Here is a 17,878-nt window from a genome sequence, read left to right on the forward strand (position 1 = left end):
GTGCGCACACGGACCCGGTGACCGGGGTCACGGCCGTGGCGGGGGGAGTTGACGCCCGTCGTGGGAGCCGCCCTCAACGCGCCTTCGCGCCCGCCTCGGGGTCCGTCAGGTCCATCAGCCGGCACACCGTCTCGATGTCGACCTTCACCTGGGCGATGGAGGCGCGGCCGGAGAGCCAGGTGATCAGGGCCGAGTGCCAGGTGTGCTCTATGACGCGGACCGCCGAGAGCTGCTGCGGGGTCGGACGGTCCAGGCCCGTCGCGTCGAGGATGATCGCGGTGGTCTGCCGGGAGACCTGGTCGACCTCGGGGGAGACGCTGCGGTCGGCGAAGGTGAGGGCGCGGACCATCGCGTCCGCCAGTTGCGGCTCGCGCTGCAGGGCCCGGAACGCCCGCATCAGGGTCTCCGCGACCCGCTCGGCCGGGGTGTCGCCCGCCGGGGGCTTCTTGCGCAGGGTGCCGTGCATGTGCTCCAACTGGTCCTGCATCGTGGCGACCAGGAGATGCACCTTCGACGGGAAGTACCGGTAGAGGGTGCCGAGGGCGACCTGCGAGGACTCGGCGACCTCCCGCATCTGCACGGCGTCGAAGCCGCCCCGGCTCGCCAGTTGAGCGCTCGCGTGCAGGATCCGGCGGCGGCGGGCCTCCTGCCGCTCGGTCAGCGGCGCCGTGGGGGGCCGGACACTCCCGGCTTCCAGCTTGGGTTCCGCAGGCATGGGTCCCGCTCCGTGACAGTCGGTGAGGACATCTGTAGGGCACGTGATCATCCAGCATGGCGGGGGTTCACGCCGTGGCGTGAATCACCTGATCCACTGCTGTCAGGGCCCCTACCTGCCGGTAGATTCAGAGCCTCTTGAACGATCAAGTCTGAAACTTGTTCTAGATTAACGTCCCGTCATAGTGTCGCGGGAGAGTGCAGCCAGAAGGGGGCCCGGAGTGACCGCTGAGGCCAGTCAGGCGGGGCCCCGACCGGAGCTAGCAGCCGACGGTGGGAGACCGCTGCGCATCGCGCTTCTCACCTATAAGGGGAACCCGTTCTGCGGCGGCCAGGGCGTCTACGTCCGGCACCTCTCCCGTGAGCTGGCCCGCCTCGGCCACCGCGTCGAGGTCATCGGCGCCCAGCCGTATCCCGTGCTCGACGAGGGGCACGACGGCCTGAGCCTCACCGAGCTGCCCAGCCTCGACCTGTACCGCCAGCCCGACCCCTTCCGCACCCCCGGCCGGGACGAGTACCGGGACTGGATCGACGCCCTCGAGGTCGCCACCATGTGGACCGGCGGCTTCCCCGAGCCGCTCACGTTCTCCCTGCGTGCCCGGCGCCACCTGCGGGCCCGGCGCGGCGAGTTCGACGTCGTCCACGACAACCAGACGCTCGGCTACGGCCTGCTCGGCGACATCGGCGCCCCCCTGGTCACCACGATCCACCACCCCATCACCGTAGACCGGCAGTTGGAGCTGGACGCGGCCGGGAGCCGGCAGCGCCGGCTGTCCGTGCGCCGCTGGTACGCCTTCACCCGGATGCAGAAGCGCGTGGCCCGCCGCCTGCCGTCGGTGCTCACCGTCTCCGGCAGCTCCCGCCAGGAGATCGTGGACCACCTCGGCGTCCGCGACGACCGCGTCCACGTGGTCCACATCGGCGCCGACACCGACCTCTTCGCGCCGAATCCCGCCGTCGCCGAGGTGCCCGGCCGGATCGTCACCACCTCCAGCGCCGACGTCCCGCTCAAGGGCCTGGTCTTCCTGGTGGAGGCCCTCGCCAAGGTGCGCACCGAACACCCGGCCGCCCACCTCGTCGTCGTCGGCAAGCGGCCGACGGAGGGCCCCGTCGCCCAGGCGGTCGAGCGCTACGGCCTCGAGGACGCCGTCCGGTTCGTCAAGGGCATCTCCGACGCCGAACTCGTCGACCTGATCCGCTCGGCCGAGGTCGCCTGCGTGCCCTCGCTCTACGAGGGTTTCTCGCTGCCCGCCGCCGAGGCCATGGCCACCGGCACCCCCCTGGTCGCCACCACCGGCGGCGCCATCCCCGAGGTCGCCGGACGCGACGGCGAGACCTGCCTGGCCGTGCCGCCCGGCGACGCGGGGGCCCTCGCCGTCGGGCTCGTCCGGCTGCTGGGCGACCCCGGACTGCGCGAGCGCCTCGGCCGCGCGGGCCGCGAGCGGGTGCTGAGCCGCTTCACCTGGGCCAGGGCCGCCGAGGGCACGGTGGCCCGCTACCGGGAGGCCATCGCCGGCCACGGCTGCCGCACGGGCGCCCAGGACCGGCCGGACGCGCCGCCCGCCGCCGTCCTCCGAGAACCACTCGCCTCCGACCGCGCCACCTCCGACCGCGAAAGCAGGGCCACGTGCTGACCGTCGACTTCTCCCGGTTCCCGCTCGCCCCCGGCGACCGTGTCCTGGACCTCGGCTGCGGGGCCGGCCGGCACGCCTTCGAGTGCTACCGGCGCGGCGCGCAGGTCGTGGCCCTGGACCAGAACGCCGAGGAGATCCGCGAGGTCGCCAAGTGGTTCGCGGCCATGAAGGAGGCCGGTGAGGCGCCCGCCGGCGCCACCGCCACCGCCATGGAGGGCGACGCCCTCGCGCTGCCCTTCCCCGACGAGTCCTTCGACGTCGTCATCATCTCCGAGGTGATGGAGCACATCCCCGACGACAAGGGCGTCCTCGCCGAGATGGTGCGGGTGCTCCGGCCCGGCGGCCGCATCGCCATCACCGTGCCCCGCTACGGCCCCGAGAAGGTCTGCTGGGCGCTGTCCGACGCCTACCACGAGGTCGAGGGCGGCCACATCCGCATCTACAAGGCCGACGAGCTGCTGGGCAAGGTCCGCGAGGCCGGCCTGCGGCCGTACGGCAGCCACCACGCGCACGCCCTGCACTCGCCCTACTGGTGGCTGAAGTGCGCGTTCGGCGTGGACAACGACAAGGCGCTGCCGGTGCGGGCGTACCACAAGATGCTGGTCTGGGACATCATGAAGAAGCCGCTCGCCACCCGGATCGCCGAGCAGGCGCTGAACCCGGTCATCGGCAAGAGCTTCGTCGTCTACGCCACCAAGCCCCACCTCCCGCGGGTGGACGCGACCGCCGAGGCGGCCGCCAAGTGACCACACCCCGGACAGAACACCTCGTCCTGCCCGGGGTCCTCACCGCCGGGCAGGCGGCCGCGACCGTGAGCGGCATCCTCGCCGTGCAGCGGGAGGACGGCGCGATCCCCTGGTTCCGCGGGCACCACCTCGACCCGTGGGACCACACCGAGGCCGCGATGGCCCTGGACGCGGCCGGCGAGCACGAGGCCGCCGAGCGGGCGTACGACTGGCTCGCCGCCCACCAGAACGAGGACGGCTCCTGGTACGCGGCCTACGCCGACGGCGCCCACGACGACGTCACCGACCGCGGCCGCGAGTCCAACTTCGTCGCCTACATAGCGGTCGGCGTCTGGCACCACTACCTGTCCACCGGCGACGACACGTTCCTGGACCGCATGTGGCCCACCGTGTACGCGGCGGTCGAGTGGGTGCTGCGGCTGCAGCAGCCCGGCGGGCAGATCGGCTGGCGCCGCGACGAGGACGGCACCCCCACCGCCGACGCCCTGCTCACCGGCAGCTCCTCCGTGCACCACGCGCTGCGCTGCGCCCTCGCCATCGCCGAGCAGCGCGAGGAGCCGCAGCCGGACTGGGAGCTGGCGGCCGGGGCGCTGCGCCACGCCATCCGCCGGCACCCCGAGCGCTTCCTCGACAAGGACCGCTACTCGATGGACTGGTACTACCCGGTCCTCGGCGGCGCGCTCACCGGAGCCGAGGCCAAGGAGCGCATCGAGGCCGACTGGGACCGCTTCGTCGTCCCGGGCCTCGGCGTGCGCTGCGTCGTCCCCAACCCCTGGGTGACCGGCGGCGAGTCCTGCGAACTCGCGCTGGCCCTGTGGGCGATGGGCGAGTCCGACCGGGCGCTGGAGATCCTTCAGTCGGTGCAGCACCTGCGGGACGCGGAGAGCGGCCTGTACTGGACGGGCTACGTCTTCGACGACGACACCATATGGCCCCGCGAACTCACCACCTGGACGGCGGGCTCGCTGCTGCTGGCCGTCGCCGCGCTCGGCGGTCACGACGCCACCTGCGCGGTCTTCGGCGGGGAGTACCTGCCGTCGGGGCTCGACCCCGACTGCTGCGCCTGACGGACGGCACGCCGAGTCGCCGACCGCTACTCGGCGTGCCGAACCGGGGTGGGATCTGCGCATGTTGCGGGACATGTCCATGTTTCGGATGAGGTGTGTGAGGTCACACGGCTCCACGGAGCACACGGACCAAACGCGACACCTCCACGGGAGGACACCGTGCCCGTACCGATACGCCACATCGCCGTGGCCCTCACCCTGTGCTGCGCCCTGCTCGCCGGTTCCACGGCCTACGCCTCGAGCCACGACACCTCGCAGCGCAACCCGACGGTCGCCGTCGCGGCGGCCGAGCCCAGCCCCAGCACCTCCGCCGAGAAGCAGAAGTTCGCCAAGACCCGGTTCGTGGCGAACGCGGGACTCGCGGCCGGAGCTGTCTACCAGTGGATCTACAAGCCGTACAAGGCGGGCAAGTTCAAGAAGGGCGCGCACGGCCGCAAGCTGACTCTCGTCAAGGCGGGCCTCGCCGGCGCGTTCGCCTACAACCGCCTGAAGGCGGCCGCGCAGAACGCCAAGGGCGACCCGACCCTCTCCAAGGCGATCGCCCCCATCACGGCGGGCATCGAGTCGCTGAAGAAACTGCCCGCCAAGCTCCGCAAGGGCGACGGTTCGGCGGCCACCGACTTCAACGACGTCATCAACCAGGTGAAGGACGCCGGGAAGGGCGCGGGCGCCGAGGTCAAGAACAAGGTGCCGTCCCTGTCCGAGGTCAAGAGCGGTTCCTGAGGCGGCGACGGCCCCCCGCCCGGACGGGCGAGGGGCCGTGCACGCGGGTACGGGCGGCGGCTCAGCCGCGCTGGATCCCCGAGGTGTCCTGCAGGACGCCGCGGCGGCCGTCCTGCGTCTGCGCGACCAGCGCGGTACCGCGCTGCTCGACCGCCAGGTACCAGGTGCCGGGGGCCAGTTCGGCGATCGGCGTCGCGCCGCCGTCCTCGGCGAACAGCGCGCGGGTCGCCGGCACGGCGAACCAGAACGGCGAGAAGTCCCCGCCGGCCGGCTGCGGCGCCGGGGCGGCCGCCGCGGCGGGGGCCTGGCCGTACGGCTGGCCCGGCTGCGGCTGGGCGCCGTAGGGCTGCCCCGGCTGCTGCTGGGCGCCCGGGTAGCCGTAACCACCGGGCGGCTGGGCGCCGTAGGGCTGCGGGGCGGCCGGCTTGGGAGCCGGGACCAGCGCGGCCTGCAGGGCCGGGACGAGCGGGGTGGCGACGGCGGCGGCCGCCAGCAGCAGGGCGGCGATGAGACCGAGGATGAGGCCGGAGCCCGCGCCGACGTCGAAGCTGCCGAAGCTGTCGGTGAACGAACCCAGCGGGTCGATGATGGTCCAGAACGAGGTCCACGCGGCGAAGATCGTCAGAGCCACGCCGACCTGACCGAGGTCGAGCCCGATGACCTTGCGCGACAGCGGGAGCGCCCGGGTGAGGACGATAAGGACCGCGCCGGCGATGCCGCCGACGTACATGCTCATCACCAGGCCGAGGTTGTCCCAGGCGTTCGGGGCGCCACTGCCGGACTTGTCGAACGTGTCGAGGAACGACGCGATGAACAGCAACACCGCTGCTCCGATCACCACGCCGTCGCCTCGAGTGAGGGAGCGGATATTCACTTCAGCAGGTCCTTCGTAGGTCGTCTCGTCGTCGGAGGAGGCGTCGCTGTCACCAAGTCGTTCCAGGTCCCGGTGTGAAGCGCAGGGGTGGCCCCTCATCGTAGGGACGACACTATCGCCCGCACGATCACACTGTCCGCCCGGATGGACCAGCCGATCGCTACCCGCGCAGGAAACTCACGATTCCCTCGGAGATTCCCTGCGCCGCCTTCTGCCGCCAGGCGCCGCTGGTGAGCAGCGCCGCGTCCTTGCTATCGCGCATGTTGCCGCACTCGATGAACACCTTGGGAACCGTTGACAGATTGAGACCGCCGAGATCGCTCCGCGTGACGAGACCGGTGCCGCCGCCGACGTAGTTGGACGGCGGCTCGCCGGTGAGCCGCACGTACCGGCCCGCGATGCGGGTGCCCAGATCCTTGGAGGGGCCGGTGATGGGGCGGGTGTCGGCGCCGCCCGCGTGCACGGACGCGGGCAGGATGACGTGGAAGCCGCGGTTGCCCTCGGCCGAGCCGTCCGCGTGGATGGAGACGGCCGCGTCGGCGCGCGCGGTGTTGCCGATGCGGGCACGTTCGTCGACGCACGGGCCCCAGGGCGGCGAGTCGCCGTCGTGCGTCAGTTTCACGGTGGCGCCCTGCCGTTCCAGCAGCGTGCGCAGCCGGTGTGCGACGTCCAGCGTGAACCGGGCCTCCGTGTAACCCGAGTTGGTGGAGGTGCCGGTGGTGTCGCACTCCTTGCGGTTCGTGCCGATGTCCACCTGGCGGTTGATCTCGGAGGGGTGCTGGAAGTTGCCGGGGTTGTGGCCCGGGTCGACGACGACGACCTTGCCCTTGAGCGCTCCGGAGGCCGCGGGCGCCGAACTGTCCGCCGGGCCCGGGTCCTTGGCGTCGTGAGCGGAGTCGCCGGCCCGCGGGGGCGTGGCCGGCGGGGCGGACACGCCGGCCGAGGAGGAGGAGACGGCGGGCGAGGCGGAGCCCGCGCCGCCGGAGGACCCGCCCGAACCGCCCGCCGTCTCGTAGACGAGCCAGCCGAGCAGCGCGCCGGGCACCAGCGCGGCGAGCGCGACGGTCAGCGGTCCGCGCCGGGGCCGGCGCGGCTGCGGGGGATCGAAGTCCGGTCCTACGTACGACACGTCTGCCACCCTAACCGCCGTGCGGGACGCCCACATGGCGGTGGGGCCCAACGGGCGACGGGCCCCGGTGCCGCAGCCGACCGCGCCGGGGTCAGATCCCCGGGCCGGTCCGGCGCAGCACGCGCAGCGAGCCGGTCACCGCGGTCTCGGTGAACGCGCCCGATTCCAGGGCCCGCAGGTAGACCCGGTACGGCGCCTGTCCGGTGAACTCGTCCTCGGGGTGCGGGAAGACGTCGTGGATGACGAGGAAGCCGCCCTCGGCGACATGCGGCGCCCAGCCCTCGTAGTCGGCGGTGGCGTGCTCGTCGGTGTGGCCGCCGTCGACGAAGACGAGGCCGAGCGGGGAGTTCCAGATCGCGGCGATCCGCGGCGAACGGCCGACGAGGGCGACCACGTGCTCCTCCAGGCCCGCCCGGTGCAGGGTGCGGCGGAAGGCGGGGAGCGTGTCCATCAGGCCGATCTCGGGGTCCACGGTCTCCGGGTCGTGGTAGTCCCAGCCCGGCTGCTGCTCCTCGCTGCCCCGGTGGTGGTCCACGGTCAGCGCGGTGACGCCGGCCTCGCGGGCCGCGTCCGCGAGCAGCACGGTGGACCGCCCGCAGTAGGTGCCGATCTCCAGCAGCGGCAGCCCGAGCCGCGCGGCCTCGGCCGCGGCCGCGTACAGCGCCAGCCCCTCGTCCGCGGGCATGAACCCCTTCGCCGCCTCGAACGCGGCCAGGATCTCGGGCTTGGGTGCCGCGGGCATGGGGATTCCTCTCGGTCGTACATCGGTGCGGTCGTACATCGGTGCGGTCGTGCCGGGTGCGGCCGGACTCGGTGCCGGACCCGGTCGCGCCCGGTCGCTGGATCTTCCGGGCGCCCATGCTGCCGCACCCCCTGCCGCGTGGCGACAGGGGGTGCGTATGCCGTGCCTCTCAGGCGCGCGGAGCGCTGGGCGGGCGGGGCCGCTCGGGCGGCCGGGTCAGGCGCCGGGCGTCCCGCCCGGCAGGGGCAGGTCCAGGTCGACGGGGCGGTCGTCGCCGGCGTGCGTCGCGGCCGAGGCCAGCGGCCCGTGCCCGGCGGCCTTGGCGGCCAGCACGTACGGCCCCTCGGCGGGGACCTCGAGGGCGTAGGAGCCGTCCTCCTTGCTGAGGGTGGCGCCCGCCTGGCGGCCCCGGCGGTCGATCAGCGTCACCTTGGCACGGGCGACCGGGGTGCCGGCGGCGTCCAGCACCCGGCCGCGGAAGCCGCGCAGGACCTCCTCGGCGTGCCGGATGCCGGCCTCCTCCTCGCTGCTGGCGCGCAGCTGGGTGTGCTGGGCCGGGCGCGGCGCCCGGGGCAGGAACACCGCGAGCAGCAGACCCACCGCGACGGCGGCCGTCGCGATGAGGAAGGAGACGCGGAAGCCGTGCATGGTGGGGATCGCGACCCCGCCCACGTCGTTCGCCGTGTTGGCCAGCACCATGCCGATGACGGCGCTGGAGACGGAGGTGCCGATGGACCGCATCAGGGTGTTGAGCCCGTTGGCGGCGCCGGTCTCCGAGGCCGGGACCGCGCCGATGATCAGGGCGGGCAGGGACGAGTAGGCGAGGCCGATGCCGGCGCCCAGGACGACCGAGGTGACGATCGTCTGCCAGGCGGCGTCCATCAGGCCGAGGCCGCCGCCGTAGCCGATGCCGATGATCAGCAGGCCGGTGATGAGAGTGGTGCGCGGGCCGTAGCGGGCCGACAGGCGGGCGTACACCGGCGCCGTGAACATCATCGTCAGGCCCAGCGGGGCCACGCACAGACCCGCGACCACCATGGACCGGCCGAGGCCGTAGCCGGTGGCGCTGGGGAGCTGGAGGAGCTGGGGCAGGACGAGCGAGACGACGTAGAAGCTGACGCCGACCATGATCGAGGCCAGGTTGGTGAGCAGCACCTCGCGGCGGGCGGTGGTGCGCAGGTCGACCAGGGGCGCCTGGACGCGCAGTTCGTACAGGCCCCACAGGAGGAACACCGCGACGGACGCGCCGAACAGACCGAGCGTCGTACCGGAGGACCAGCCCCAGTCGCTGCCCTTGGTGACGGGCAGCAGGAGCAGCACCAGGCCGGCGGACAGGCCGAGCGCGCCGAGCAGGTCGAAGGAGCCCTTGGCGCGCATCGGGGACTCGGGCACGACCAGCAGGGTGAGGGTGATGGCGAGCGCGCCGAGCCCGGCCGCGCCGTAGAACAGGGCGTGCCAGTCGGTGTGCTGGGCGACCAGGGCGGCGGCGGGCAGGGCGAGGCCGCCGCCGACGCCGATGGAGGAGCTCATCAGGGCCATGGCCGAGCCGAGCCGCTCACGCGGCAGCATGTCCCGCATCAGACCGATGCCCAGCGGGATCGCGCCCATGGCGAAGCCCTGCAGGGTACGGCCCACGATCATGGTGAGCAGGGTGCTGGTGACGGCGCTGACCAGGGCGCCCGCCACCATCACGGCGAGGCTGAGGACCAGCATCCGGCGCTTGCCGTAGAGGTCGCCGAGCCGGCCCATGATCGGGGTGGCCACGGCGCCGGACAGCAGGGTCGAGGTGAGGACCCAGGTGGCGTTGCTGGGAGCGGTCGCCAGCAGTTGCGGCAGGTCCTTGACGACCGGCACGAGCAGGGTCTGCATCACCGCGACCACGATGCCCGCGAAGGCGAGCACCGGGACCACGGCCCCGCCGGCCCGCCGGGGTGAGGGATCGGTCGTGTGGGTCATTGAGTGAGGCCTCCCGCGTGACATGAGTGCCGGGTAAACCTCGTATGCACGGGCAACTATTCCGTTGCTTCGAGTCCCTAACGAATCCTTGACCCGCTCATGGGTTTCTGACCTCACGTCAGCCGGCGCGCGATCCCCGGCCGGGACGGGCTACCGGACCTCGAAGATGATCGCCCAGCTCACAGCCAGCCCTGCTGCCGGGCCTCCCGGACCGCCTCCGCGCGGTTGCGGGTGCCGGTCTTGCCGATCGCCGAGGAGAGGTAGTTGCGGACGGTGGACTCGGACAGATGGAGCCGGCCGGCGATGTCGGCCACCGTCGCCCCGTCCACCGACGCCTTCAGCACCTCGCGCTCACGGGCCGTCAGCGGATTCGGCCCGGCGCTGAGCGCCGCCGCGGCCAGCGCCGGATCGACCACGGTCTCCCCGCCCAGCACCCGCCGGACCGCCGCGGCCAGTTCCTCCACCGGCCCGTCCTTGACGAGGAAGCCGGCCGCACCGGCCTCCATGGCCCGGCGCAGATAGCCGGGCCGGCCGAAGGTGGTCAGGATCAGCACCCGGCAGCCGGGCGCCTCCTCCCGCAGCGCGGCCGCCGCGTCCAGGCCGCTGATGCCGGGGAGTTCGATGTCCAGCAGGGCCACGTCCGGCCGGTGGAGCAGCGCCGCCTCCACGATCGCGTCGCCGGTCGACACCTGGGCGACCACCTCGATGTCGTCCTCCATGCCGAGCAGCAGGGCGAGGGCCCCGCGCATCATGCCCTGGTCCTCGGCGAGCAGGACTCGGATGTCGTTCACGGGCCAAGGGTAGCCAGGGCCGCCCATAAAGACTCCCCCTCGTTCGCCGCCGCAGGGGTTGACGGCCCCTCGGTAATGCGAAAACAATCGCCTCTGCATTTCCGGTAATTGTTCGGTATTTCGACGGCTGAATTGGTTCGGTATTTCGGTCGAACGATGTCCGGTATACCGACCGGCCGTTCTCGCACCACCGCTCACCAGGTACGGAATCCGCGACCCCCCACAACCGACCGAGGTGCACCCGTGTCTCCCACTCCTCCGCGCCCGCGCCCCCCGCGGCTGAGAACTGCCGCCCTCTCCGTCCTCGCGGTGTGCGCCGCCCTCGCCGCGCTGCTGCTCGGCGCCGGCGCCCCGCCCGCCGCCGCCGCGAGTTCGCTGCCCTGCGACGTCTACGGCGCCGCCGGCACGCCCTGCGTCGCCGCGCACAGCCTGGTCCGCGCCCTGTACTCCTCGTACAACGGCCCGCTGTACCAGGTGCAGCGCGCCAAGGACGGGGCGAAGAAGGACATCCGCCTGCTGTCCGCCGGCGGATACGCCGACGCGGCCGCCCAGGACACCTTCTGCTCCGGCACCACCTGCATCGTCACCGAGATCTACGACCAGTCCCCGCGCCACAACGACCTGACGGTCGAGGGCGCGGGCGGGGCCGGCGCGGCCGACGTGGGAGCGCCCGCCGACGCCCTGCCGGTGACGGCCGGCGGCCACCAGGTCTACGGCCTGGAGATCTCCGCCGGCATGGGCTACCGGGACAACTCCACCTCCGGCGTGGCCGTGAACGGGCAGGCCGAGGGGATGTACATGGTGACCTCCGGCACCCACGTCAACAACCGCTGCTGCTTCGACTACGGCAACGCCGAGACCAACAACCTGGACACCGGCAACGGCCACATGGACGCCATCAACTTCGGCACCGAGTGCTGGTTCGCGCCCTGCTACGGACAGGGCCCCTGGGTGCAGGCCGACCTGGAGAACGGACTGTTCCAGTCGGACGCCGGGTACAGCAGGAACACCTACAACACCGGGACCGGACCCATGCCGTTCGTGACCGCGCTGCTGAAGAACAACGGCCAGAACCATTTCGCGCTTAAATACGGCAACGCGCAATCCGGCGGACTCACGACCACCTATTCCGGCGGTGAGCCCACCGCCGGCGGTTACTCCCCGATGCACCAGGAGGGCGCGATCGTCCTCGGCACCGGCGGCGACAACAGCAACGGCTCCATCGGGTCCTTCTTCGAGGGCGTGATGACCGCCGGCATCCCGACGGACGCCGCCGACAACGCCGTCCAGGCCGGCATCGTCTCCGTCGGCTACGGTGGCCCGACCGGCAGCACCGGCTCCCTGACACCCGGCTCGGAGATCTCGCTGCGCGCGACGACCTCCTGCTGCACCACCGAGTACGTCCGCCACCAGAACGACGCGGCGGTCATCTCGCCGGTGGCGTCGGGCAGTTCCGCCCTCGACAGGAACGACGCGACCTGGATCGTGCGCCGGGGACTCGCCGACGCCTCCTGCGTCTCCTTCGAGTCGCGGAACTACCCCGGTGACTTCCTGCGCCACTTCGACTTCCGGCTCCGGCGGCAGCCCATGGACGGCACCGCACAGTTCCGGGCCGACGCGACCTTCTGCCCGCAGACCGGCAGGAGCGGCGCCGGTACCTCGTTCGCGTCGTACAACTACCCGACGCGGTACCTGCGCCACTACGACCACGACGTCTACATAGCGGGCAACGGCGGTTCCAACGCCTGGGACGCCGGCGCCTCCTGGAGCGACGACGTGAGCTGGGCGGTCAGCAGTCCCTGGGCGCCGTAGCCGCCGCCACGGCCGTCGTCCGGGCCGGCGGCTCCACCGGGAGTTCGGCGGTGACCGTGAACCCGCCGCGCGGCGTCGGGCCCGCCCGCAGGGTGCCGCCCGCCGCCGCGAGGCGCTCGGTCAGGCCCGTCAGCCCGGTGCCGCCGATGCCCTCCGCGGCGCGCGGGGCGGCCCCGCCGGTGCCGTCGTCGGTGACCGTGAGCCGCACCCGCTCGACGGCGCTGTCGACGGTGATCTCGCAGCGGGTGGCGTCGCTGTGCCGGACGACGTTGGTGACCGCCTCGCGCACCACCCAGCCGAGCAGCGCCTCGGCCGCCGGGGCGAGCGGGCTGCCGGACCGGTGCACCACCGGCTCCACGCTCGCCGCGGACAGTGCCGAGCGCGCCCGGGCCAGCTCGGTGGCCAGGCTGCCCTCGCGGTAGCCGGTCACCGCCTCCCGGATCTCGGTGAGGGCCTGCCGGCCGACCGACTCGATGTCGCCGATCTGGCCGAGCGCCGCGTCCATGTCGCGCGGGGCCAGCCGCCGGGCCGCCTCGGACTTCACCACGATCACCGACAGGGTGTGGCCGAGCAGGTCGTGCAGATCGCGGGAGAAGCGCAGCCGCTCCTCCTCCACCGCCCGCCGGGCCAGTTCCTCCCGGGCGGCGCGCAGTTCCCGCACGGCCTCGGACAGGCCGAGGATCGCGGCGGTCACCATGCTGGACAGGAAGGTCGCGTAGGCGATGTTCGTGGCGTCCGACCAGCCGCCGCGGACGGCGGAGACGGCGCCCGCGTACACCGTGAGGAGCAGACCGACGCGGCCCAGCCACGGGCCGCGCAGGGTGGCGCCGGTCGCGAGCCCGAGCAGCGGGAAGAACATCAGCCAGCTCCCGCCGTACCCGAGGCCCAGGGCCGTGGTCAGCAGCCCCATCAGCAGCAGCGCCACCCGGGTGGAGGGCGCCCGGCGCCTGTCCCGGTCGAAGGCGCGGAAGGTGACGTAGACGTACAGGGAGTTGAAGGCGAGCAGGCCGAGGCCGCCGACCCACGGGTTGGGGGTCTCGCCCTGGAGCAGGTTGGAGAAGGACCCCAGGCCCATCAGCAGCCAGGGCAGCAGGGAGAAGCCGGTGGGAGGCGGCCCCGGATGACCGGCGCCCGCCTCCCCGCCGTCCTTCCGCCCGGCCCGCCGCGCGGCGCCGAAGCGCACGGTGTCCGTCCGCCGGCAGGACCGCGCCTCGCCCTGCTCCCGCGGCCCGCCTCTTGTCCGTGCCCACCACGCCATGTCCGTCGTCCCCCGATCGAATGGTCACCGCCCGGCGGCGGTACGTCGGCCAGCGTACGAACAGGGCGCCCGCCCACGGCAGGTCCGCGCGTACCGACTCCGGCGGGACAAATGTCACGGGCGCCGGTCCGGCGCGGCACCGCGAGCCTTCCCAACCCGTGGGGGCTCGGCTATACAGAGGGCGCCGCACCGGAACGCGTTCCACTCCGGCCGGCCTCAGTTCAGGAGTTCCATGCCCATCGACGCAGCGAAGGTTCTCGCCGCCGAGCCCCGCTCCGGTGAGATCGCCTGGACCGCGAAGGACGTCCAGCTCTACCACCTGGGCATCGGCGCCGGCATCCCCGCCACCGACCCCGGGGAGCTGCGCTACACCCTGGAGTCCCGGCTGCGGGTCCTGCCGAGCTTCGCCACGGTCGCGGGCGGCGGACCGCCCGGTGTGATCAGCGGCCTGTCCACGCCGGGCGTCGACACCGACCTGGCCCGCGTCCTGCACGGCGGCCAGTCGCTCACGCTCCACCGCCCCGTCCCGGTGCGGGGCGCCGCCACCGCCACCTCCCGGGTCGCCGGCCTGTACGACAAGGGCAGCGCCGCCGTCCTCGTGCTGCGCACCGACGTCGCCGACGCCGACGGCCCGCTGTGGACCGGCGAGGCACAGATCTTCCTGCGCGGCGAGGGCGGCTGGGGCGGCGACCGCGGCCCCTCCGCCCGCCCCGCCCCGCCCGAGGGCGAGCCCGATCTGATCGTCGACCGGCCGGTCGCCGAGGACCAGGCCCTCCTCTACCGCCTCTCCGGCGACTGGAACCCGTTGCACGCCGACCCCGACTTCGCCGCGGCCGCCGGGTTCGAACGGCCCGTCCTGCACGGCCTGTGCACCTACGGCATGACCCTCAAGGCGGTCGTCGACACGCTGCTGGGCGGCGAGGCGAGCCGGGTGCGGTCCTACACGACCCGGTTCGAGGGGGTGGTCTTCCCCGGGGAGACCCTGCGGATCCGGATGTGGCGGGGGGAGGGCGCCGTGCGGGTGGCCGTGAGCGCCGTCGAGCGGGACGAGGCGCCCGTCCTCGCCGACACCGCCGTCGAACACTCCTGAGAACGTCGGACACTCCTGAGTACGGACGCTCCTGGAAACGAAGGAGGGGCTCCCCGTCGTACGACGGGGAGCCCCTCCTCGCGCGTTGCCGTCAGGCAGCCGCCTCGGCGGTCTCCTCGGCCGGCTTGCGGTGACGCCCACGCGGAGCCGTGTCACCGTCCTGGACCGCCACCGGCCCCCGGTGCCGGCCGTGGCCGTCCGCGTCCTGAGAGTCGGCAGACAGCTGCTGAGTCGTGCTGGTGTCGCTCATCGGAAGAATTCACCCCGTCAACATGATCTTTTTACAGCCGGGCGAGTGTAACCAACCCACCTCCGGCCGGATCCAGGCGGGCGCGCCGACCGGCACTACTTCGTTACAAGACGTCCAAGCGGCGCTTCCCGCAACGGCACCGGACGCACCGTCACCGGTTCCGGCGAGTCCGGTGCCGGCGTCCGCCGGGGCGCCTCGGACGCTCCGGGCGCCTCGCCGGCCGTGCGGTCCCGGACCGGATCCCCCGGCCCCGCCGCCTCCATCCCCGTCCAGGCCGCGGCCAGCTCCGCCACGCCGCACGGGACCTCTCCCGTGGCGTACGGCAGCCGCAGCACCCCGTCGCGCGTCCACAGCCCGCACCCGGTCAGCCACCCCTGCGGAGCCGCGAGATGACACACCCGCCGCTCGGCCGGCCGCCAGGTGCCCACCCAGTCGCCGGACGGCCCCGCGAAGCGCAGCGCCACGGCGCAGTTCTCCGGCAGCAGCACCTGCCCCGGCTGGATCGCGAACGGCGTCACCGAGCAGTCCGGGACGCGCAGGCACTCCGGGAAGCGCACCGGCAGCGTGCTCCCCAGGACCCCCCAGCCCAATCGTTCCTGCCCGGGGGAGGGCGCGTCGGAGGAGATCAGCAGCAGACCGCTGTCCGGATCGGCCAGCAGCAGCCGGTCGTCGCTGCCGTCCGCGATCTGCAGCAGCGGCGAGACCTCGCCGCCGCGCCCCAGGTCCACGACCACCGTCTTGGTGCGCCCGTCCAGCTCCCGGTCCAGCGCGAGCAGCCGCCCGTCGCCGTCCAGCCAGACCCCGCCCGAGCAGCGCCCCGGCACCTCGGCCAGCCGCTCGGGCCCCGCCGCGCCGCCCGCCACCAGCCACACCGCCGTGGCGCGGGGGCCGACGGCCAGGGCGTACGCCCGCGCGCCGCCCGGCGCCGGGGGCAGCAGCGTCAGCCGGGTGCCGGGGTCCGGGCACGCCACCGCGCCCAGCGGCAGCTCCCCGGTGCCCGGCCCGGTCGGGTACAGCAGGCAGAAGGTGTGCCGGCGGCCCTCCACCAGCCGGTGGATCAGCACCCTTCCGTCGCCCATCGGCTGCACCTCGGTGCCGGGCTCCTCCGGCTGGTGGCCGGGCAGCGGCACCGCGTACGGCTCCGGGCCGTCCAGCGTCCAGCGCTCCGGGAACCAGGAGTCACCGTCCGGCGCGAGGCGGGCGGCGTACGCGCCGTCCGCCGTGATGGCGCACCCCGTCCCCGGCACGCCGTCGTCCTCGCCGGACCGGTCGGTCGAAGGGGGTTCGATCGCACAGGCCGTCATCGTTCGGTCACCTCCGGCGACGAAGCTAGTTTCGTACGCACGGGCGGGGGAGCAGGGGACGGCGGCTTCACACATACGGGTGGCGCAGAAGCGATTCAGCTGAGGGCACGGCGGCCCCTGTGCTGAACGCCTCCGCCCGGGCCGGAGGCGGTACATCCGCACAGAACGGCCAGGTAGCCTTTCCCCGTGCCCCGTCTGTCTGAAGTCATCGCCGCGCTGGAGACCCTGTGGCCCGCCGAGCGGGCCGAGTCCTGGGACGCGGTCGGCACGGTGGTGGGCGACCCCGACCAGGAGGTCACCCGGGTCCTGTTCGCCGTCGACCCCGTGCGGGAGATCGTCGACGAGGCGGTGCGGCTCGGGGCCGACCTGCTGGTCACCCACCACCCGCTGTACCTGCGCGGGACGACCACGGTCGCGGCGTCCACCTTCAAGGGCCGCGTCGTGCACACGCTGATCAAGAACGACATCGCGCTGCACGTGGCGCACACCAACGCCGACACCGCCGATCCCGGCGTCTCGGACGCGCTGGCCGGCGCGCTCGACCTGCGGGTCGTACGCCCGCTCGTGCCGGACCCGACCGACCCGGCCGGCTGCCGGGGCCTGGGCCGGGTCTGCGAACTCGACCACCCGCTCACCGTGCGCGAGCTGGCCGCCCGGGTCGCCGAGCGGCTGCCGGCCACCGCGCAGGGCGTCCGGGTGGCCGGCGACCCCGAGGCCGTCGTCCGCACCGTCGCCGTCAGCGGCGGTTCCGGCGACAGCCTCTTCGACCAGGTCCGCGCGGCCGGCGTGGACGCCTTCCTCACCGCGGACCTGCGTCACCACCCGGCCTCCGAGGCCGTTGCCCACAGTCCTCTCGCGCTGCTCGACGCGGCGCACTGGGCCACCGAGTGGCCCTGGTGCGAGCTGGCCGCAGCCCAGCTCGACGAGATCTCCGACCGTCACGGCTGGGACCTCAGGGTCCATGTCTCCAAGACGGTCACCGACCCCTGGACCGCCCACGCGGCGTCCACCACCACGACTCGACAATCGGGAGCCCCCAACTGAACGCCGCGCCCGCCGACCAGATCCGACTCCTCGACGTCCAGGCCCTCGACGTCCGCCTGCAGCAGCTCGCCCACAAGCGGAAGTCGCTGCCCGAGCACGCCGAGATCGAGTCGCTGAACAAGGACCTCACGCAGCTCCGCGACCTGCTGGTGGCCGCGCAGACCGAGGAGAGCGACACCGCCCGCGAGCAGACCAAGGCCGAGCAGGACGTGGACCAGGTGCGCCAGCGCGCCACCCGCGACCAGCAGCGCCTGGACTCCGGCGCGGTCACCTCGCCCAAGGACCTGTCCAACCTCCAGCACGAGATCGCCTCCCTCGCCAAGCGGCAGGGCGACCTGGAGGACGTCGTCCTGGAGGTCATGGAGCGCCGCGAGTCCGCGCAGGAGCGGGTCGCCGAGCTGACCGAGCGGGTCGGCTCCGTCCAGGCGAAGATCGACGACGCGACCGGCCGCCGGGACGCCGCGTTCGAGGAGATCGACGGCGAGGCCGCCTCGGTCACCAAGGAGCGCGAGGTCGTCGCCGGGTCCGTCCCCGCCGACCTGCTGAAGCTGTACGACAAGCTGCGCGGGCAGCAGGGCGGCATCGGCGCGGCCAAGCTGTACGCCCGCACCTGCCAGGGCTGCCGTCAGGAGCTGGCGATCACCGAACTGAACGAGATCCGCGCGGCCGCGCCGGACACGGTGGTCCGCTGCGAGAACTGCCGCCGGATCCTGGTGCGCACCGCCGAGTCGGGTCTGTAGGGAA

General features: G+C 73.2%; 17 protein-coding genes. 8 read left to right on the top strand and 9 right to left on the bottom strand.

The genetic code is table 11. The features are described from left to right. Positions 1-73: 73 nt before the first annotated feature. A complete protein-coding gene (locus ACZ7JA_RS07495) occupies positions 74-715 on the bottom strand; it encodes a TetR family transcriptional regulator (protein ID WP_351659938.1) in 642 nt (213 codons plus the stop codon). A gap of 220 nt (positions 716-935) precedes the next feature. Between ACZ7JA_RS07495 and ACZ7JA_RS07500 the strand changes: the two genes are divergently transcribed. From ACZ7JA_RS07500 to ACZ7JA_RS07515, 4 genes are all read left to right on the top strand, one after another. Beyond that, positions 936-2,348: a glycosyltransferase family 4 protein gene (locus ACZ7JA_RS07500; protein ID WP_470807606.1), complete on the top strand. Its 1,413-nt coding sequence runs from the start codon at positions 936-938 to the stop codon at positions 2,346-2,348. After that, positions 2,342-3,094: a class I SAM-dependent methyltransferase gene (locus ACZ7JA_RS07505; RefSeq protein WP_470807608.1), complete on the top strand. Its 753-nt coding sequence runs from the start codon at positions 2,342-2,344 to the stop codon at positions 3,092-3,094. The genes ACZ7JA_RS07500 and ACZ7JA_RS07505 overlap by 7 nt, the downstream gene beginning before the upstream one ends. Next, positions 3,091-4,161 carry a prenyltransferase/squalene oxidase repeat-containing protein gene (locus ACZ7JA_RS07510; protein ID WP_351659947.1) on the top strand — a complete coding sequence of 357 codons (1,071 nt, stop codon included), beginning with the start codon at positions 3,091-3,093 and terminating at the stop codon, positions 4,159-4,161. The genes ACZ7JA_RS07505 and ACZ7JA_RS07510 overlap by 4 nt, the downstream gene beginning before the upstream one ends. Before the next feature lie 159 nt (positions 4,162-4,320). Then, the gene (locus ACZ7JA_RS07515; RefSeq protein WP_351659950.1) at positions 4,321-4,884 is read left to right on the top strand and encodes a hypothetical protein; all 564 of its coding nucleotides are present in this window, start codon (positions 4,321-4,323) and stop codon (positions 4,882-4,884) included. A 61-nt stretch (positions 4,885-4,945) separates the two neighbouring features. Here the strand turns inward: ACZ7JA_RS07515 and ACZ7JA_RS07520 are convergent, their stop codons facing one another. From ACZ7JA_RS07520 to ACZ7JA_RS07540, 5 genes are all read right to left on the bottom strand, one after another. Beyond that, on the bottom strand, positions 4,946-5,758 hold the full coding sequence (locus ACZ7JA_RS07520; protein WP_351659952.1) for a hypothetical protein: 813 nt from the start codon (positions 5,756-5,758) through the stop codon (positions 4,946-4,948). Between the two features lie 160 nt (positions 5,759-5,918). Further along, positions 5,919-6,887 (bottom strand): N-acetylmuramoyl-L-alanine amidase, encoded by a 969-nt coding sequence (locus ACZ7JA_RS07525; RefSeq protein ID WP_389299859.1) that lies wholly within the window; start codon positions 6,885-6,887, stop codon positions 5,919-5,921. Positions 6,888-6,978: 91 nt separating this feature from the next. Continuing rightward, entirely contained in the window at positions 6,979-7,629 is a 651-nt protein-coding gene (locus tag ACZ7JA_RS07530) for a class I SAM-dependent methyltransferase (RefSeq protein ID WP_389299862.1), read from the bottom strand. Between the two features lie 216 nt (positions 7,630-7,845). After that, complete coding sequence (locus tag ACZ7JA_RS07535; protein ID WP_470807610.1) at positions 7,846-9,585, bottom strand: MFS transporter; 1,740 nt, start codon at positions 9,583-9,585, stop codon at positions 7,846-7,848. Between the two features lie 179 nt (positions 9,586-9,764). Further along, positions 9,765-10,403 carry a response regulator gene (locus tag ACZ7JA_RS07540; protein ID WP_389299868.1) on the bottom strand — a complete coding sequence of 213 codons (639 nt, stop codon included), beginning with the start codon at positions 10,401-10,403 and terminating at the stop codon, positions 9,765-9,767. Between the two features lie 216 nt (positions 10,404-10,619). Between ACZ7JA_RS07540 and ACZ7JA_RS07545 the strand changes: the two genes are divergently transcribed. Beyond that, positions 10,620-12,188: an alpha-L-arabinofuranosidase B gene (locus ACZ7JA_RS07545; protein ID WP_351659967.1), complete on the top strand. Its 1,569-nt coding sequence runs from the start codon at positions 10,620-10,622 to the stop codon at positions 12,186-12,188. On the opposite strand, the gene ACZ7JA_RS07550 is transcribed toward ACZ7JA_RS07545, so the two are convergent. Then, a complete protein-coding gene (locus tag ACZ7JA_RS07550; protein ID WP_389299874.1) occupies positions 12,166-13,446 on the bottom strand; it encodes a sensor histidine kinase in 1,281 nt (426 codons plus the stop codon). The genes ACZ7JA_RS07545 and ACZ7JA_RS07550 overlap by 23 nt on opposite strands. Positions 13,447-13,678: 232 nt before the next feature. On the opposite strand from ACZ7JA_RS07550, the gene ACZ7JA_RS07555 reads away from it, so the two are divergent. Next, a complete protein-coding gene (locus ACZ7JA_RS07555; RefSeq protein ID WP_470807613.1) occupies positions 13,679-14,536 on the top strand; it encodes a MaoC/PaaZ C-terminal domain-containing protein in 858 nt (285 codons plus the stop codon). Between the two features lie 91 nt (positions 14,537-14,627). On the opposite strand, the gene ACZ7JA_RS07560 is transcribed toward ACZ7JA_RS07555, so the two are convergent. Continuing rightward, positions 14,628-14,786: a hypothetical protein gene (locus ACZ7JA_RS07560; RefSeq protein ID WP_389446908.1), complete on the bottom strand. Its 159-nt coding sequence runs from the start codon at positions 14,784-14,786 to the stop codon at positions 14,628-14,630. Between the two features lie 95 nt (positions 14,787-14,881). After that, positions 14,882-16,090: a hypothetical protein gene (locus tag ACZ7JA_RS07565; protein WP_351659975.1), complete on the bottom strand. Its 1,209-nt coding sequence runs from the start codon at positions 16,088-16,090 to the stop codon at positions 14,882-14,884. A gap of 186 nt (positions 16,091-16,276) precedes the next feature. Here ACZ7JA_RS07565 and ACZ7JA_RS07570 point away from each other — a divergent pair, with 186 nt between their 5' ends. Both ACZ7JA_RS07570 and ACZ7JA_RS07575 read left to right on the top strand, forming a co-directional pair. Continuing rightward, positions 16,277-17,134: a Nif3-like dinuclear metal center hexameric protein gene (locus ACZ7JA_RS07570; protein WP_389299883.1), complete on the top strand. Its 858-nt coding sequence runs from the start codon at positions 16,277-16,279 to the stop codon at positions 17,132-17,134. After that, positions 17,131-17,874, top strand: coding sequence for a zinc ribbon domain-containing protein (locus ACZ7JA_RS07575; RefSeq protein WP_351660191.1), 744 nt, complete (start codon positions 17,131-17,133; stop codon positions 17,872-17,874). The genes ACZ7JA_RS07570 and ACZ7JA_RS07575 overlap by 4 nt, the downstream gene beginning before the upstream one ends. The last annotated feature ends 4 nt before the right edge of the window (positions 17,875-17,878 follow it).

The sequence above is a fragment of the Streptomyces sp. NPDC038135 genome, assembly GCF_055601245.1.